The organism is Anaerotignum sp. (assembly GCF_040307045.1).
Classification (GTDB): Bacteria; Bacillota; Clostridia; order Lachnospirales; family Anaerotignaceae; genus Chakrabartyella.
Window position 1 is genome coordinate 238,704 of sequence record NZ_JAWRKF010000002.1, and the last position, 18,433, is coordinate 257,136.

The window sequence follows — 18,433 nt, forward strand, 5'->3', positions numbered from 1 at the left end:
AACTTTTATAATTTTCATTCAATAAAATAACCTCACATCATTTTATTAATTTCTTTTTTCAACCTACCAATGATTTTTTTCTCTAACCTAGAGATGTAGGATTGAGAAATACCCAAAAGGTCTGCCACTTCTTTTTGTGTTTTTTCTGAGGTTTCTGGCAAAATTCCAAACCGCATTTCAACAATTTTCCTCTCTCTACCAGAAAGTTTACCCATGGCATTATTTAAAAGCTCCCGATCCACCTCTTCTTCGATGTTCTTATAAATCACATCACCCTCAGTTCCGAGAATATCGGAAAGCAACAGTTCATTTCCCTCCCAATCCACATTTAATGGCTCGTCGATGGATACTTCGGACTTTGTTTTGCTATTCCGTCGTAAGTACATCAATATCTCATTCTCAATACACCTGGATGCATAAGTTGCCAGCTTGATTTTTTTGTCTGGATTAAAGGTATTGATTGCTTTGATTAATCCAATGGTACCGATGGAAATCAAGTCTTCCACATTAACACCTGTGTTTTCAAATTTTCTAGCAATATAAACCACAAGACGCAAATTCCGTTCAATCAAAACAGACTTTACCCGAACTTCGTCTTCACCACCAAGTTGCGCAAGCAGGATCGCCTCCTCATCTGGTTTTAACGGTGGGGGAAAAACATCGCTGCCGCCTATGTAAAAAACATCTTGGCCTTTTCGTTGTAATTTACGCAAAAACAAACCAACACGGTATTTCAATAAAAACAGGAAATATTTCCAGTGCTTCATAATTCGTCCTCCTCCAACAAACAAGGGGGCATTAATCCCTCATATGCCCCTGTAAAAAGATCAAAGGATATACCTATGTATAACTCTTTGTAACCTAAAACCTTTTCACCAAAACAAATCCGACATTCATCCGCAATAAAACCCCATAATGCCCCTTCTGGATTTCCTAAGCTAGTGTAGTGCATAGGCACAAGGCATTCCCTTGCCCCACACATGATTTTTTCACCTTCCTCAACAGAAAACAAAGGTAACACGGTTCCAATTTCCATAACAATGACACCTCTGCCCTCTCTTTTTAGTCCATTGCCCGTATCAATCAACACGCGGCCTTCCGCCCATTTTCCGTTCTTTCGAATGTAAACAGTGCAGAAATCACGTCGTCGCCTGATATGCGCTTCGATCCATTTACCGCCCATTTTCAGCAATATATAGCTAACAGAAATCCCCCAAACCAAATATTGCCACGGAAAGAATCTCTGTTTTAGAATTAGCCCATTACCTAAAATTTTTTGTGCCTGGGTGGACATAAACAGTACATTTAATCCGCCTCCAAGCAAAAAAGATGCAAATAAGGCAGTAAAAAAAAGACGTACAAAATTTTTTAAGCTCTTGGGTAAGTAAGCAATGGAAAGTCCAAGTATGATTAGCCCAAAAGAGAATAAAATGCTCCCATTATTGGGGAAAAATAAGAGCAAAAATAAGCAGTGACAGAAAGCAGATAGAAAAGCGCCTACAAAAAGCCGCCACCCTTTGGCATGAAAACCACTGATTCTTCCTGCTGCCCATAATAGGAATAAATCCATCATCCACTCCCAAAAAAACAACACATCTATGTAAATTGAAGCCTCCATTCTTTCCCTCCTGAAACAAATTATAGGCACGTTCCAGTGCGAAATCTGTCACAATCACTGAAAAAGAACAAAAAAAGAATGGCAGAGTTCGACTTCCTTCGACTCACCATTCTCTTTATTTTGATTTACAGTTTAAGAAACTGCTCTCTGTTTTCAATTTCAAAGTGATGAAATACCATTGGTTACAAAATTGCTCTTAAGAATAAGATACTAATTATTCATTTTCAATTCTTGCAACCACTCGACAAGGATTTCCAGTAAAACCTTCATAGTTCATTGGGAAAGTACACGCCTTGAAAAAGGCAACTTTCTTCCCATTTAATATGGACTTCAAATTACATAAGTTTTCAATTACAAATGGTTCTTGTTCTAATGAAAAATAGTGAATCAGTTTTTTTAGTCTGCATTTGCTTGATCTGACAAAATCCAAGCCTACAATACAAACATTTCTCTTTAGCAATTCATTCAAAATTTCAAAAGAAATTTTTGGAGGCTTGTTATAATACTCTTGGCTACCGTAGCCAACCGTTTCGCTATAGTTACTACAAAAAGCAACAAACATCCCTTCCTCAACTAAGGATAAATCAATATCAGTGGATTCGACCTCTCGCCCCTCTATGGTTGAAATATCAAACACAACACCCTGCCGCTCTAGGTACTCTAATGGAAATTCTTGATTTGTGCAATCAAAGTGGGTTCCAATATGTCCCGGTAAACATTGAGCTGCATTGCCTATGGCCTCGACAAACATTTTGGATGTCATTTTTAATGTGACATCTATAAGCATAATTCTATCTCCTCCCTCTTTTTCAACAAGATGTATTATATCATCATATTTTCTTCTGTGATAGCGTTTTCTTTCGGCAAAAATCTTCATTTTCGGCCTAGTTTAACATAAGAAATTACTATTCATGAAACGGCAAACAAGCTATTTTAGGCTGTAATCACTCTAATTTTGTATTTTTTTCTAAAACATTGGTTTACTAAAATTCTTTAGTTATGGTAAATTTTTTTGTGATTTATTAAAAATAAAAAAAACCTGTATTACAAGGAAATTTTCCCTTTTATCATACAGGCTTTACATTCTCAAAATGTATTTTTTTATTTTTTAATGATATACACGAATAATGGAAGACACTTCTTTCACCATAGACATAGTGGAAATAACGGTCATAGAGTCCATAAACTGCTTTTCCAAAACATCATAGGTTACTATAACCACCTCAGCAGTATTTCCTTGCTTTGTTTTTTGCAGCAGCATGGAAATGCTTACATTATTACTGCCAAACAAACCAGCCAACGCCGCCAATGTACCTGCCCGATCCTCTAGCTTCATCCGTACATAGTAACTGCTTTTGGTTTCACCAATATCTTTAACTGGAATTTTTTTATAACAACTACAGCCAATTCTTCCATTGCAATGAAAGTGCATATTCCTTGCAACATCAATAATATCCCCAACCACTGCGCTACCTGTAGGCATTTCCCCTGCTCCACGGCCATAGAACATGGCATCATCTACTGCATCCCCATGGATAAAAACCGCATTAAAGGAATCTTTTACAGATGCCAAAGGATGGCTTGAAGGAATCATAGTAGGATGAACCTTAACTTCAATTCCATTTTCTGTGTTTTTTGCGATGCCCAATAATTTAATTTCACATCCAAGCTCATGGGCATAGCGAATATCCTTGGCTGTAATCTTTGAAATGCCCTCAGTGTAAACATCATGGAAGGTTACTGGAGAGTGGAACGCAATGGAGGCCAAAATAGCCAGCTTTCTACCTGCATCATATCCCTCAATGTCTGCAGTGGGATCCGCTTCTGCATACCCCAAATCCGTAGCCAACTGCAAGGCATCGGCAAACTCCATACCATCTTCTGTCATCTTTGTTAAAATAAAGTTGGTAGTACCATTGATAATACCCATCACTTCTGTTATTTCATTTCCCCCTAGGCATTGTTTCAATGGGCGGATAATGGGGATACCCCCTGCTACAGCCGCTTCAAATAGCAAATCACACTTATTCTCTTTTGCAATTTCCAAAAGTTCATGCCCCTGCACAGCCATCAAGTCTTTGTTTGCAGTCACAACGTGTTTACCCTTTTGCAAAGCTTCTTTTATGTAAGTTCCAGCAGGTTCAATTCCACCCATAACCTCAACAATCATATCAATGCTATCATCGTTGATAATTTCACTCCACTGATCGGTAAGTTTTTCTGGTGCCACCTTATCCACATACTTCCCTTTGTTACGCACCAATATTTTTGAAATCTCAAGTTCGCTTCCAACTTTGCAAACCATTTGATCCTTCTGTTTTTCAATAATTTTATATACACCGCCGCCAACGGTTCCCATTCCCAAAAGGGCAATTTTACGAATATTTTGGTTCATTATGCTTTCCTCCATCTTACATAACTCATATTAGCTTTGATCATAAAAATATGACCGATATAAAGATTGTACGCATGAAAAGAGCAGATGTCAATATAAAAATGTCTTTTTTTGAAAAACATTTTTCCTTGACTCATATACACATATGTGAACTTTGTCTTTGAAATCTTCTAAAGTTGAAAAAAAACGCCTTTCATATAGTCATCCTTTCTAAAAAAAGAGTAGCGTCCCCTTTATTGAACAAGGCATTCAAAAATCAACGTTTTAAATAAAAAGAACGCATATTTCAAATTGATATGCGCCCTGAATTTTATCTTTTATTTATTTTTTCGTCATCTGGATAATATGTTCTTTAAATTTTTCAACGGCCGGTGGTAAGTATCGATTCACCACATAAGCCAGGTAGACCATTCGCTTAGAATAAGCCGTATCAAAATCCAATTTAACTACATTATAATTTTGAACAGATGGGTTGTCTGTAATAATGGCAATGCCTTGGTTTGCAGCAACCAACCCCGCCATAGAATTTACGTCTTCAAACTGGCATAAAATGTTGGGCATAATTTGCGCCTTTGAAAATAAATCATCAATGATACGGCGCATTCCGCTTTCCTTCGTATAACAAATCAAAGGGTAGGGACAAATATCTTGAATGGATACTTTCTTTTTTGTTGCCAAAGGGTGATTTTCAGGTACGATAACAACCAATCCCTGCTCATACACGGGGATAAACTCTACATCGCCTTCGTTTTCAACCATAGAGCAGAAAATCAAATCATATTTTTCTCTTTTTAAGTTATAAATTAATGTTTTTGTATTTCCTTCGTAGCATGAAAAAGAAATATTTTTATTTTGGGGATCATCCAAAAATCCTGCAATGATTTCCGGCACAAAATTGGTCCCCACAGATGTCATGTATGCCAAACCAACGTGACCGCCACCCACAGAAATCAGCCTCTCGATTTGGTTCTTCCCCAGTTCCAATTGGGTCAGTGCATTCTCCACATAAAACATATAAATCCTGCCGTACTTTGTCAAAACAACATTTCTTCCCTGCTTTTCAAAAAGATTTGCCCCCAACTCTTTTTCCATTGCAGCAATAGAATGGCTTAGCGTAGGCTGAGAAATATTTAATCTCTCCGCCGCTTTTGTATAATGTTCAAGTTCAGCCAGCGTTTTGAAATAATATAATTGGTTTAAATTCATCTCCTACCTCCTTTTTTCAATCATCTTCAACTTAATTATAGCAAAAACATAGAAATAAGCTATATTTTTTTGCCTTTTCGTCATAATCAATAAAAAAAAATAATGAATTTTACATATTAGTCATTTTATTTCAGATTACTTTGTAATTTTTACTATATTTTCCAATCATTTTTATTGGGGACTACTAATTTTTTTTATTAATCTTTTGGTGGATTCTTACTACATCTTGGTTTTTACTAATATTTCTTAAAACATACCTAACAAATTGCTTCGTTTGACTGATACGGACTTAAAACCCAAAGCTTCACCCAATATTTTTAAACAAAATTTTAGTGTTGTTTCAAGACTTGCCATTGTCACTTTTTCTTTTTCCCATTTTAAAAAAGCAGGTATCAATTTGATACCTGCTTTTTTAATGAAAAGCCAAAATTCTTCTTATTCATTAGGCGTAACCTGAAATTTTAAAATAAAATCTTCTTCACTGAGAATAGGAATTCCCAATTCTTTGGCCTTTGTATTTTTGGAAGATGAAGAATATACGTCATTATTAATCAAACAATTGGTTTTCTTCGTCACACTACCTGTCACCTTTCCACCTTTGCTTTCAATGGCTTCAGTAAGAGCTTTTCGGTTGGAAAACTTGACCAAATCCCCAGTGACAACAAAGGTCAACCCCCTAATCAAGGAGTCCTCATCCTCTGTCAAAACCGGCATTTTAATCCTCAAGTATTCCAAAGCTTCATCCAGCAGTTCCCTATGAGAATCAACCTGAAAATAGTGGCTGATACTATGGGCAATTACAGCACCAAAACCATCAATCGCCTGCAATTGGTCTTCCGTGGCACTTTTGATTTTTTCCAAATCATATGCAAACTGAGTGCAAAGCAGCTTTGCATTGCGTAGCCCTACCTGGTCAATCCCTAAGGCATAAATAAAATTGGGCAGCTCAACGTCTTTTGCTTTTTCTATAGAATTGATTAAATTTTGATATGACTTCTCGCCAAAACCCTCCATATTTTTGATTTCATTTTCAAATCTTTGCAACCTAAAAATATCAGGATACTGTTCAATAAAGCCCTTTTCCATAAATTTCTTTAAAGTTTCTTCAGAAAGGCCCTCCATATTCATGGCATCTCTAGAAACAAAATGGGTAAGCCTTTGAATGCGTTGTGCTGAACACTCTGGGTTTGTACAATATAATGCCTCTCCATCCCGTTGTTTTTTCAGCTGTGTTTCACCGCCGCAAACAAAACAGTTTTCTGGGATTTCTGCTGTGTCAGAACCTGTTAGATTCTCAGCAATTTGGGGAATAATCATATTTGCCTTGTAAACCCGAAGGGTATCGCCAATGCCTAATTTCAGTTCCCGCAAAATGCTAACATTATGCACGCTGGCACGGCTAACTGTGGAACCCTCCAGCTCCACAGGGTCAAAAACTGCTATGGGGTTCATCAGCCCAGTTCTGGATGTATTCCATTCAATTTTCCTTAGTGTGGTTTCTGCCATTTCATCCGCCCATTTAAAAGCAATAGAATCCTTAGGGAACTTTGCCGTTGTGCCAAGGCCTTCGCTCAAAGAAATACTATCAAAGGTAAGCACAAGTCCATCGGAAGCAATATCATTTTCCTTTACATGGCTACGAAACCATTCCACCTTTTCAGCCACTGAATTTACTGTGACCACTGTATGCTCCACAACGTCAAACCCCAGTTGTTTCAGCCATTGCAAGTTTTCCGCCTTGCTATCAGACAATTCTCTCCCTTGGGCTTTTACCAATGTAAAGGCAAAAAACTGCACTCGCCTTTTTGCTGCAATCTCACTATTTAGCTGGCGCACAGTGCCACTACATAGGTTTCTGGGGTTTTTATAGGCTTCTTCTTCATCCAATTCTTCATTGATGCGCTTGAACTCTGAGTAGGAAATAACCCCCTCCCCACGCAGCACCAAGCTACCTTTAAACCCAATGTGTAAAGGTAAATTGGCAAACACCTTAGCATTGTGGGTGACATCCTCACCGATTTCTCCATTCCCCCGAGTGATGGCTTGCACCAGTTCACCATTTTCATAGGTTAGCACAATGGTAAGTCCATCTAGCTTCCAGGAAAGAATTCCTGTTTTGTCGCCCAAAAAACTTTTTAGCTTAGCTGTGTCCTTTGTTTTATCCAAGGATAGTATGGGGCTGTCATGTTTCATTTTTTTCAAATTGCTCAAAACGGTATAGCCAACCCTTTGAGTAGGACTATTTGCCAAAACAATGCCACTTTGTTTTTCCAACTCTAACAATTCGTCATATAAGCGGTCATATTCTTGGTTAGGCATGATTTCCATATCATCTTGGTAATAAGCCTTGCTGGCTTCATTCAAAAGAGAAATCAATTCCTTTATTCGTTTCACCATTGAGCCTCAACTCCTAATCCTTTATTCGCTTACTTTGATGAGTTTTGATAATTTCGCCATAAATTTCTTTGTACCTTTTTCGCCAAAAGAAACCTCAACTTCAAAATCCGCGCCACCATTTTGGATTGATTTTACTACACCGATGCCATACTTTGGCGCACGAACCTTATCCCCTTCTTTATAATCCAAAACAAAGTCCTTAGGTGCAGGCATGGGTTTGCGACCAAAGGGTGATGAGATGGTAGATGCTGGCCTTCCTGTTCCTCTTCCACCCACTTGTTGCTGCTTTAAAGATGTAATGGGGGACAGCTTCATGCTTTCTTTCATGGCATACTTCTTTGCCATATCCGAAATCTGGCGAGTAGGCATATCTACCAACTCTTGGGGGATTTCCTTTAAGAAACGTGAAGGGGGGTTATACTGGGTAATTCCATGCTGCATACGGCTTTTTGCATGGGTCAAAAACAGTTCCTCCCTAGCCCGTGTAATGCCCACATAGCAAAGGCGTCTTTCTTCTTCTATGTCTTTTTCTCCACCATACATAACTGCACGGAAGGTAGGGAACATTCCCTCTTCCATCCCAATCATATAAACATAGGGGAACTCCAGGCCTTTGGCACTATGCAGTGTCATTAATACAACGGCATCGTCTCCGGCCTCATAGCTGTCAATATCTGCTACCAACGCCACTTCTTCTAAAAATCCTGATAAGCCACCTTCAGGGTTAGTCTTATCGTATTCAACGGCTTTATTCACAAATTCATCTATATTCTGCAAACGAGATAGGGCTTCTTCCGTTCCTTCTGTCATCAAAAATTGAAAATATCCGGACCTCTTTACCACTGTGTCAATCAGCTCTGCTGCAGATAGGCTTTCCACATCCCTTTGCAAACTTGTGATTATCTCGTAAAAATCACGGAACTTAGATGCTCTGGTTTTCAAATCTGTAATTTCATCCAACCTGCCCAAGGCTTCAAACAAAGAAAGATTATTTTCTTCCGCAAAAAAAACAACTTTGTCAATGGATGCTTCACCAATTCCTCTTTTGGGAACATTGATAATACGACGCAATGCAATGGTATCCGCAGGATTTGCTAAAACCTTTAAATAAGAAAGAATATCTCTGATTTCCTTACGTTCATAGAATCTAACTCCGCCAAACAAGCGATAGGGAATACCTTTTCTTACAAATTGATCTTCCACAGCACGTGATTGGGCATTGGTACGATAAAGCACCGCCATATCCTTATGGGCTTTGCCTTCACTTACAATTTCTTGAATTCTTTCAGAAACAAAACGAGCTTCGTCATATTCATTTTCAGCTTTGTAAATATGCAGGATACTGCCCCCATCGTTTTCTGTCCAAAGGGACTTGTCCTTTCTTGTTTGGTTGTTATGAATCACTGCATTTGCCGCTTCCAAAATTTTCTTTGTAGAGCGGTAGTTTTGCTCTAATTTAATGACTACAGTTTCTGGGAAATCCTTTTCAAACTCTAAAATATTGCGGATATTTGCCCCTCTCCAGCCATAAATACTCTGGTCATCATCACCCACTACACAAAGGTTTTTGTACTTGGCTGCCAACATATAAACCAATTCATATTGGGAAGTATTGGTATCCTGATATTCATCAACCATGATGTATCTAAATTTTTCCTGATATTTATCCAAAACCTCAGGATGGTTACGAAAAAGCATAACTGTCTTATAAATCAAATCGTCAAAATCTAAGGCATTGTTTTCCTTTAATCTTTTTTGGTAAAGACGATAAACCTTTGCAACACGGCTTGCCTTTAAATCGCTGGGGTCAGCTGTTTTTAGGTAATCCTCCCAAGGAATCATTTCTTCCTTGAGGCTGCTGATGATAGACATGGCACCCTTTACGGAAAACGATTTATCGGTTGTAGCAAAATCCAGCTGTTTAAAAACTTCACGCATTAGCTTTTCTTGGTCATCGGCATCATATATGGAAAACTGCCCATCATAGTCCAAGTGGTGAATTTCTCGGCGTAAAATCCGCACACAGGTAGCATGGAATGTGCTAATCCAAATTTCCTCTGCTCCCTCTTTCACCAACTTATGAACCCTCTCCTTCATTTCCTTTGCCGCTTTATTGGTAAAGGTAATGGCAAGGATATTCCACGGCTTCACCCCTGTTTCTAATAAATGGGCAATACGCACGGTCAACGCCCCAGTTTTACCACTACCTGCCCCTGCCAAGACCAAAACAGGACCATCCTTTTGCAAAACAGCCTTCTGCTGCATTTCATTTAGCTGTTCAAACCCTATCATACTACAATTCTCCTCTTCCCTTTTTTAATTCTCAAAATTCCTGAGTTCTGATCATACCTATAATAAAAAAATCATTTTTTAGTTTTCAAATTAAGTTGCTGCCTCTCATCTTTCCAAATCTATAATACCCTTTGCAGGTTTATTAAATTTAGCCTGAGAATACAAATCAAAATACACTGCCTTTTCCAGCTTTTCTATCCCTACTGTATAAGTAAACCTCTCTCCTAAAGGTAAAACCTCTCCCCTAAAGGCAAACGAATATCTCAATATAAAATAACATAATCTTTCAAGTATAACATTTTTCAAGCCCAATCCTAAGCCCGATCCTTTCCTTTCTTTTTCAGTCAGGATTTAAATAAAAAACCCTCGGTTTGGGTTGATTTTTTCTATCAAGACATATTCTTTTTCATGCCGTAAAAGCGGCAAGAAAGGCTGACATCAACGAAAGCGGGAACAAAGTTCCTCTGCCTCATCGATCATCAGCCCTTACATTTTTTGATTCTTGGTCACTTATTTTTCTTCTGCTTCTTGTAATGCCTTAACCCGATCTATTGCCATTTTATACCCGTCTGTCCCGTAATGAAGACACCGATTAACTCTACTGATTGTTGCGGTTGAGGCGCCGGTTTTTTCGGCAATTTCCACATAAGTACATTTTGCATCCAGCATCGCTGCAACTTCCATTCTCTGGGCAATGGCCTGAATCTCATTCACTGTACAAAGATCCTCGAAAAGTTGATAACATTCTTCGATTGTATTCAAACTCAAAATACATTGGAAAAGCTTGTCTGTAAGTTCTGTTTTAATTTTCTTATTCATTTCCAAAGGCCACCTCTTTTGCACTAAAATTTCCCTATATATTAACATACTAAAGTGTTAAAGTAAAGGTTTTTCATCCTCTTTTTTCAGCCTTTGTTGCGTTTTATAGCGTACATTAATTTCTGAGGGTCCGTGTTCAAAACCAGCTCCTTGGGAAAATCAATTTTTTCCATCAACCTTTCTACATACATAACATCCCCTATTCCTGTGTAAAAATGGGCATCACTACTAACCACCACAGGTACATCCTCTTTCATAGCCATGCGAAGCAAAAACACAATGTTCTCATCGCTTCCAGCACGAAAGCCACCTGGCACCAAAGATGCATTGTTGATTTCCAATAATGTACCCGTTTGCTTTGACACCTTAAATATTTCCTCATAATCCATAGGGTATCTTGGATCCCCAGGGTGCCCTAAAATATCAACCAAGGGGTTTTCCATAGCACGAATGCAAGCCCTTGTATTTTCCTCTTTTGTACCTGGGGCAATGCAAGGTGTATGTAAACTGGCGATGGAAATATCAAGCCTAGACAGTGTCCGTTCATCCATGTCTATGGTTCCCTCAAAATCAATGATGTTTAGTTCCACCCCTTTTAACACACGAACACCAAACAACTCATCGGGGATTACATGGAGGTTGGCAAAATACGCATGGGATGTTGTATTTTGCATTGCTGGAGCATGATCTGTAAGGGCAATTAATTCCAAGCCTTTATCTGCCGCCGCCCTGATATTCTCTTGAATGGTACTGTATGCATGACCACTGGCCATACAATGGGTATGGGTATCTGCTAAGATTTTCATAGTCTTCCCTTTCTATTTATACCAATTGACAAACCGAAACCTTCACTTCCACAAAGGCCTTGACGCAAGAATCTATAAATAGTCTGATAAAAATGATTGGTCTGTCAAATTTTTTTGTGCTGTTAGATTTTCAGATTACACGTCTGTTTTTTATTGATATAAAACTTGTGCTTCCTTTTTTCAGCCTAATCTAAATTATTATATCACATTCAGACTTCAAAAGCAAAAAAGGTCTCTACATTATTCGCAGAGACCTTGAGGGTGGAGAAAGTCAACTTTAACAAGTATTCAAGCTTTCATGTTCCCTTATCTATTAAAACAGACGGGATATAAGTGTATCCTTGGGGAAAAATCCACTATTTCCCTAGGTCTAAATACATCCTTCGAAATCAACTTTGAAATTTCTTTGCCTCAGCCCCTTTGTGCCGCCCTAACATACAGTTCTTCCACAGTCACAGATCAGTTACAAAATACTCTCGTCAAGGCCGTGTCGGCTATCTCTCCCATTATCAATACTTCCCATTAAATCAAACAACCGGATCGTTTTTCCATGTTTCAAGTCACTCTATACCCATAAAAACAAACAATTGCCCCTCGCCCTCTGAATTTAAATTAGATAGCCTTGCCAGCTAAAATTTCTTGATAATCCCTCCAATTGCTTTCCAATAACTTTGGTGTGTCTAACCCGTAGGGACATTTCGATTTGCAATGTCCACAATGTAAGCAATCTTCAATTTTGTTCATTTTCTCCTGCCACTGAGGGGTCAAATAATCAGCAGCCGGCGCACGCCGTAATAACAAAGACATTCTAGCACACATACTTATAGAGATACCTGCAGGACATGGCATACAATAACCACAGCCTCTACAAAAATCTGCCATTAGTTCTTCCCTATCTTTTTTAATAATAGACTGAATCTCTTCCGACATTTGGGGAGGTGTCAATTGAAAACTCAGAAAATCATTTAACTCTTTTTCCTTTTGAATGCCCCATATTGGTAAAACATCATATTGGGCTTGAAATGCATATGCCGCAGCAGCATCATGAATTAAACCACCAGATAAAGCCTTCATGGATATAAATCCCATATCCGCTTTCAGGCACCTTTCCACCAAGTCAATATCTTGCTCTGTGGCTAAATAGCTAAAAGGAAACTGAAGTGTTTCATATAATCCACTTTCGATAATCTCCAGAGCAACTGCCAAACGGTGGTTTGTGATGCCAATATGGCGAATAAGCCCCTTTTCCTTGGCTTCAAGCATAGCCTCGTAAATGCCAGTGCCATCCCCAGGCTTTGGACAGAATGGTGGGTTATGGAATTGATATATATCAATGTAGTTAGTCTGTAATTTTTCTAAACTAATGTATAAATCGTCCCAGAATTTCTGGACGGTCACGGCCTCTGTTTTAGTAGCAATATAAATGCTTTGCCTTACGCCCTTCAATGCATATCCGATTTTTTCCTCGCTATCGCTATACATTCTTGCAGTGTCAAAATAGTTAATCCCATTTTTATAAGCCTTTTGTAATAAAAGGGCAGCTTCGTCCATTCCAATACGTTGTATCGGCAAAGCACCAAATCCATTTTTACTTACGACAATCCCTGTTTTTCCCAAATTTATTTTTTCCATGCAATTCCCCCTTGTATTCTAAATCCTTCTGTTCCTTTTAATTAATCGAATGCAACAAAATTATTTATACTCCTTAGAATCCCTTCAGTATTTCAGGAAATATATTAGAAGTCCCCTCCACCAATAAAACTGGTGAGGAGACTTCTTTTCATTCACATTGCCCTTAGTCTTCGTAAATTGGATATTTATCTGTCAACGCTCTAACACGCTTTGTAGCTTCTTCCTTTGTTCCTTCAAAATCTTTTAAAACCATGGCAATCACCGCTGCAATTTCCTTCATATCTTCCTCTACCATCCCTCTAGAGGTAATAGCAGGAGTACCAATTCGAATGCCACTGGTTACAAATGGAGATTGTGGATCGTTGGGAATGGTATTTTTATTTACTGTAATTCCAACTTCATCCAGCATCTTTTCTGCTTCTTTACCGGTAACATTTAATGCACGTAGATCAACCAGCATTAAGTGGTTGTCTGTGCCTCCCGAAACAATGTCAACACCATTTTGTTTCAGGCTTTCAGCCAAAACCTTAGCATTTTTAACTACCTGCGCCATGTACTCCTTGTAGGAAGGGTCCAATGCCTCTTTAAAGCATACTGCCTTAGACGCAATTGTATGCATCAGAGGTCCCCCCTGGATACCAGGGAAAATTGCTTTGTCAATCTTTTGTGCATATTCTTCCTTACACATAATCATACCGCCACGTGGCCCACGCAATGTTTTGTGGGTTGTGGTTGTAACAAAATCAGCATGAGGCACGGGAGAAGGATGTAAGCCCGCTGCAACCAAACCTGCAATATGGGCTATATCTACCATAAAATATGCCCCAACCTCTTTTGCTACACTGCCCATAAATTCAAAGTCTATAGTTCTCGCATATGCACTAGCACCAGCAACAATCATTTTAGGTTTTACTTCCAAAGCCTTGGCACGAAATGCTTCATAATCGATAAAGCCATTATCGTCTACTCCATAGGCAACAAAATTAAAGTATTTACCAGAAAGATTTACAGGGCTTCCGTGGGTCAAATGACCGCCGTGGTCTAAGTTCATGCCCATCACAGTGTCGCCATACTGCAACATTGCAAAATAAACAGCTTGATTTGCCTGAGAACCGCTGTGTGGTTGTACATTCACATGATCACAAACAAATAACTCTTTTGCTCTTTCTCTAGCTAAGTTTTCAACAATATCAACTTTTTCACAGCCACCATAATAACGCTTCGCAGGGTAGCCTTCTGCATATTTGTTTGTCAAGGGAGTACCCATCGCCAGCATAACTGCCTTAGAAACAATATTTTCTGATGCAATTAATTCAATATTATGTTGTTGGCGTTCTAATTCCGCCTCAATCGCCTGTGCCACCTGCACATCAACGCTTTTAATTTCTTCAAATTCTAATCCCATTGGTTCTCCTCCTATTCGCTTCATACAGGTTACTTCATATGACTCCACCTACATTGTACCCTCATCCAACGCTACTTTCAACACCTTAAACCAATACAATTATTCCAAATGAGATCATTATTGCTCTTTTGGGGTAAAAATAACTGTTCGATTTACTAAAAGAGTATAACCAGAGTATACCATTTATAAGACAAAAAACATATTTGGAATAATAGATAAAAAAACAAATGTGCTTGTAATAAATACAGTTAAAATTCCTAACCCCATTTATATAAGATAAACATAACTACCAACAAAATTTATTCTACCCCTATCACCCATTTTCACCCTCTACATACTATATAGAAGAACAACAAACAACTCAAAGGAGGCAATCTTATGGGAGCTTTTGAATTTGATTACAATACTGAACTCAGTGCAAGAAACTGTGGATGTGGATGTAGCTCCAATTCTGACAAAGGCGAGGTTTGCATCATCGCGCAAAAAATCTTCGACCAATGCCGTATTCAAAAATGCTTAACTTCTGACATTTTAGGACCTGCAAGAGCTGCAAAGAATCCAGTTCCCAGCTGTAACGAAATGCTTTGCGAGGGAGATATCATCGTTCCTCCTTGCAACGCTGCTGATGTATCTATCAAAGATTTGGAACTTAAGAAAATCGAAATTATCCGCAAAAAACCCAATCCATTACAGAAAGGGTGCTGGGATATCGAATTGAAGTATGTTTTTGAATATACTTTGGAATTCCGTCGTGCAGATGGCTGTATCATCGGTTGCATCGATGCTACAAACAGCTATAACTTAAGAGTAACTCTGTTTGGCTCTACCGAAGCAGATGTTACAACTGCAACTGATCTGTTTGACTGCTGTGGCAACTCCAAGGGTGGTCCTTTCGTTATCGCCGAAGGCAAAGCTTTAGCATTGGCTGCAGACCTGAAGTATCCTGGTTGCGGCGGTGGCTGTGGCTGCGGTTGTGGCTGTGGTTGTGGCTGTGGCTGCGGTGGCTGCGGTGGCGGATGTGGCTGCAACGATGGTTGCTGTGGCGACATGACAATGGGTGCTCCTGTTGCTGTTAATGTTACAATCGGTCTGTTTACAATCGTTAAATTGTTCCGCACAGTAAATATGCTGGTAGAATCTTTAGGTAGATGCTTACCTGAATCTTGCACATCTACTGCTTCCACAGGAGATCCTTGTGGTAACTTTGAATCTATGCGTTTCCCTCTTGATATGTTCTCTCCTTCTGCAGAATCTAAGTCCTGCTGTGGTTTTGGCCCTACTTTCGGTTCTTCGAACTGCGAAGTTGATAAAGCTTGTGGATGCAACAATACTGGCAACAATACTGGCAACAACAACTGTGGTTGCAACAACAACTGTGGCTGCAATAACAACTGTGGCTGCAATAACAACTGCGGTTGCAGATAATCTTTTTGACCTCACCAAATCACTCTATATCTTCCCCGACCTTCGGTCGGGGATTCTTTTTGCACAATTACCTATTATCCGCTTTTCAACTAATAAAAAAGCCCCATTGGGGGCAAGGGGCTATGATTATGTAAGGGGATGTTTCTCCCCCTTTAAAGCAGCTTAACTTTGAAGCCATCTATAAGTTTATGATAACAATCTTGGCATAGATCAAAAGAGTCATTTCGGCCATCCTGCTCAGAGTAATAACCCCAGGATTTTTCACCATGAAAATACTCTTCCCAAATGCCCTCGCCAACCAGGGGTATCTCCTTACCACAACAATTACAAACCACTTTTGTAAGCACATGGTTTTCTTGAACTGCCATCCCTAATTCCCGCATTTCTTCGCCCCCCAATTTTTCTTTTCATTTCGACTTATAACTGCATTTTATCACAAGAGTTTGCATTTTTCTATATGAAACTGTTTCTAATCGTGGTATCATATAGAAAAATAAACGAACCTCTATTGGGTAATTGCCCACCTTAATCAATAGGGGTAGGCAGAAAGCAGGTTTTACATATGGATCAATATGAAGGGGTTTTGTCCCGTTGTAACGTCTGCCCAAGACATTGTAATATAAACCGGCTCCAAGGACAAAAAGGCTTTTGCCAAAGCGGAGAACTTCCAAAAATTGCATTGGTCAGCTCCCATTTATGGGAGGAACCAATCATAAGTGGTACAAGAGGTTCAGGTACCGTTTTCTTTTCCCACTGTAATTTGCGGTGTGCTTTTTGTCAAAATTACCAGATTAGTGAGGATGGTTTTGGAATGGAGATACCCGTTACACGTTTGGCAGAAATCTTCCTAGAACAACAGAAAAAAGGCTTGCATAATATCAATTTGGTTTCACCCACTCAATTTATACCTCAAATTGCCATGGCAATTTCCATTGCAAAAAGCAACGGCTTGCATATCCCCGTTGTATATAACTCCAATGGATATGAAACTTTGCAGGGGCTTCGTCTTTTGGACGGGCTGATTGATGTTTATTTGCCCGATTTCAAATATTGGGATGAAGCAATTGCAGTGGAATACTCTTCTGCCCCCAACTACCCCAAAATCGCTGCACAGGCCATCTTGGAAATGAGAAGACAGGTTCCCCAAGATATTTTAGATGGAAATGGAATGATGCAAAAAGGGTTGATTATACGCCATTTGGTTCTTCCATCTCACCATAGAGACAGTTGCAACGTGTTAGACTGGATAAAAGCCAACCTAGGTGAAAACACCTATGTTTCCCTACTGAACCAATACACCCCCATGCATCGCGCAAAAACAATCAAACCTTTATCCCGTAAGCTTACAACATTTGAATATCAAAAGGTTACGGAATATTTTTTAAATATCGGCTTACAAAACGGCTTTACGCAAAAAAGAAGTTCAGCAACTTCTGATTACACCCCAATTTTTGATTTAAGGGGTGTAGAAAAACGAACTTTTTCATAAAAGAGAGGAGTACAATTATTATGGTAAGAAAAGAAAGAATCGTATCAGTGGAAGGCTTAAGAGATGGCAAAGGCACCGTGGAAATTCATCACTTCTTAGAAAAAGAAGAAATGATGGGTCATGGTGGTATGTATGCTCGTGTTATTTTAAAACCTCACAGCAGCATTGGCTGGCATCAGCATATTGGCAATACAGAGCCCTATGCAATTATCAAAGGAGAGGGAACCTTCATCGATAATGATGGTTCCAAAACAACCGTATATCCTGGCGACGTTTGTCTGATTGAAGTTGGTCAGTGGCACTCCATTGAAAATAATACCGATGAAGATATGGAGATGATTGCACTGATTCTCAATGAAGAAGCAAAATAAAATGTAATCAAAGGCCACATACATTTGGCAAACCTTCTTCATAAAAAGGTGCGCCTGGCCACTGAAAATCTAAAAATGGTTCTTTTAAGGGCAAAAAACTCTTGAAAATTTGAGCGGGTAGCTTTGGTTATTCGCTCTATTTACATTTACATAATCCCTATTTCCCTAAAGGTCAAATACTCTCCTACTCCAAAAGGTATGAGATGAAACTGCCCTTGTCCTTCCACTTTATTTACTTCAAATTCAAAAAGTAACAGCGGTGGTGCACTTAGTAGCCGTTAAAAATATTTTATTTTCTTAAGAAATACTTTCCTACACCAATTCTTTTATTTGGAAAAAGTGATCGCAAAGGTATTGTTTTATTAGGAGGTGATTCACAATAAAAAACCTAAAAAAGCTTAGAATCATAATTTGGTTAGGTATTATTGGAGGTTCTTTTTGATTTCTTTGCTTCAAGGATACGTTTATCTTTATTTCTTTATTAGGCCTATTCCTTGTGGTGGGAACCCTAATTTATGATGGTATCCACTTTAAATGCCCATTCTGCAAAAAACACCTAGATTTAAGAACACCTGTAG

General features: G+C 38.9%; 15 protein-coding genes and 1 pseudogene. 4 read left to right on the top strand and 12 right to left on the bottom strand.

The features are described 5' to 3' along the window. Positions 1-32 precede the first annotated feature (32 nt). The 11 genes from sigE to glyA all read right to left on the bottom strand — a co-directional run bounded on the left by sigE (position 33) and on the right by glyA (position 14,570). Positions 33-767: an RNA polymerase sporulation sigma factor SigE gene (gene sigE / locus ABVZ64_RS01085; protein ID WP_352399212.1), complete on the bottom strand. Its 735-nt coding sequence runs from the start codon at positions 765-767 to the stop codon at positions 33-35. Further along, a complete protein-coding gene (locus ABVZ64_RS01090) occupies positions 764-1,618 on the bottom strand; it encodes a sigma-E processing peptidase SpoIIGA (RefSeq protein ID WP_352399213.1) in 855 nt (284 codons plus the stop codon). Before ABVZ64_RS01090 ends, sigE begins: the two co-directional genes overlap by 4 nt. 214 nt (positions 1,619-1,832) lie before the next feature. Next, positions 1,833-2,405 carry a cyclase family protein gene (locus tag ABVZ64_RS01095; protein WP_352399214.1) on the bottom strand — a complete coding sequence of 191 codons (573 nt, stop codon included), beginning with the start codon at positions 2,403-2,405 and terminating at the stop codon, positions 1,833-1,835. A 321-nt stretch (positions 2,406-2,726) separates the two neighbouring features. After that, on the bottom strand, positions 2,727-4,013 hold the full coding sequence (locus tag ABVZ64_RS01100) for a homoserine dehydrogenase (protein WP_352399215.1): 1,287 nt from the start codon (positions 4,011-4,013) through the stop codon (positions 2,727-2,729). Positions 4,014-4,334: 321 nt separating this feature from the next. After that, positions 4,335-5,219, bottom strand: a complete 885-nt coding sequence (locus tag ABVZ64_RS01105; RefSeq protein WP_352399216.1) for a LysR family transcriptional regulator — start codon at positions 5,217-5,219, stop codon at positions 4,335-4,337. A gap of 435 nt (positions 5,220-5,654) precedes the next feature. Beyond that, complete coding sequence (gene ligA / locus ABVZ64_RS01110; RefSeq protein ID WP_352399217.1) at positions 5,655-7,616, bottom strand: NAD-dependent DNA ligase LigA; 1,962 nt, start codon at positions 7,614-7,616, stop codon at positions 5,655-5,657. Between the two features lie 21 nt (positions 7,617-7,637). Then, entirely contained in the window at positions 7,638-9,908 is a 2,271-nt protein-coding gene (gene pcrA / locus ABVZ64_RS01115) for a DNA helicase PcrA (protein WP_352399218.1), read from the bottom strand. 510 nt (positions 9,909-10,418) lie between these two features. Further along, entirely contained in the window at positions 10,419-10,727 is a 309-nt protein-coding gene (locus tag ABVZ64_RS01120) for a YerC/YecD family TrpR-related protein (protein WP_352399219.1), read from the bottom strand. An 86-nt stretch (positions 10,728-10,813) separates the two neighbouring features. Continuing rightward, positions 10,814-11,533, bottom strand: coding sequence for a phosphatase (locus ABVZ64_RS01125; RefSeq protein WP_352399220.1), 720 nt, complete (start codon positions 11,531-11,533; stop codon positions 10,814-10,816). 612 nt (positions 11,534-12,145) lie between these two features. Then, positions 12,146-13,165 (bottom strand): aldo/keto reductase, encoded by a 1,020-nt coding sequence (locus ABVZ64_RS01130; RefSeq protein WP_352399221.1) that lies wholly within the window; start codon positions 13,163-13,165, stop codon positions 12,146-12,148. 163 nt (positions 13,166-13,328) lie between these two features. Further along, positions 13,329-14,570: a serine hydroxymethyltransferase gene (glyA, locus tag ABVZ64_RS01135; RefSeq protein ID WP_352399222.1), complete on the bottom strand. Its 1,242-nt coding sequence runs from the start codon at positions 14,568-14,570 to the stop codon at positions 13,329-13,331. A gap of 378 nt (positions 14,571-14,948) precedes the next feature. Here glyA and ABVZ64_RS01140 point away from each other — a divergent pair, with 378 nt between their 5' ends. Beyond that, positions 14,949-15,995 (top strand): hypothetical protein, encoded by a 1,047-nt coding sequence (locus tag ABVZ64_RS01140; protein WP_352399223.1) that lies wholly within the window; start codon positions 14,949-14,951, stop codon positions 15,993-15,995. Between the two features lie 152 nt (positions 15,996-16,147). Here the strand turns inward: ABVZ64_RS01140 and ABVZ64_RS01145 are convergent, their stop codons facing one another. Continuing rightward, positions 16,148-16,378, bottom strand: a complete 231-nt coding sequence (locus ABVZ64_RS01145) for a hypothetical protein (RefSeq protein ID WP_352399224.1) — start codon at positions 16,376-16,378, stop codon at positions 16,148-16,150. A 179-nt stretch (positions 16,379-16,557) separates the two neighbouring features. On the opposite strand from ABVZ64_RS01145, the gene ABVZ64_RS01150 reads away from it, so the two are divergent. The 3 genes and pseudogenes from ABVZ64_RS01150 to ABVZ64_RS01160 form a co-directional block, all read left to right on the top strand. After that, a complete protein-coding gene (locus ABVZ64_RS01150; protein WP_352399225.1) occupies positions 16,558-17,484 on the top strand; it encodes a radical SAM protein in 927 nt (308 codons plus the stop codon). Positions 17,485-17,504: 20 nt separating this feature from the next. Continuing rightward, positions 17,505-17,855, top strand: coding sequence for a cupin domain-containing protein (locus tag ABVZ64_RS01155; protein WP_352399226.1), 351 nt, complete (start codon positions 17,505-17,507; stop codon positions 17,853-17,855). Positions 17,856-18,077: 222 nt separating this feature from the next. Next, positions 18,078-18,137: pseudogene (locus ABVZ64_RS01160) on the top strand (hypothetical protein); the annotation flags it as partial. Between the last annotated feature and the right edge of the window lie 296 nt (positions 18,138-18,433).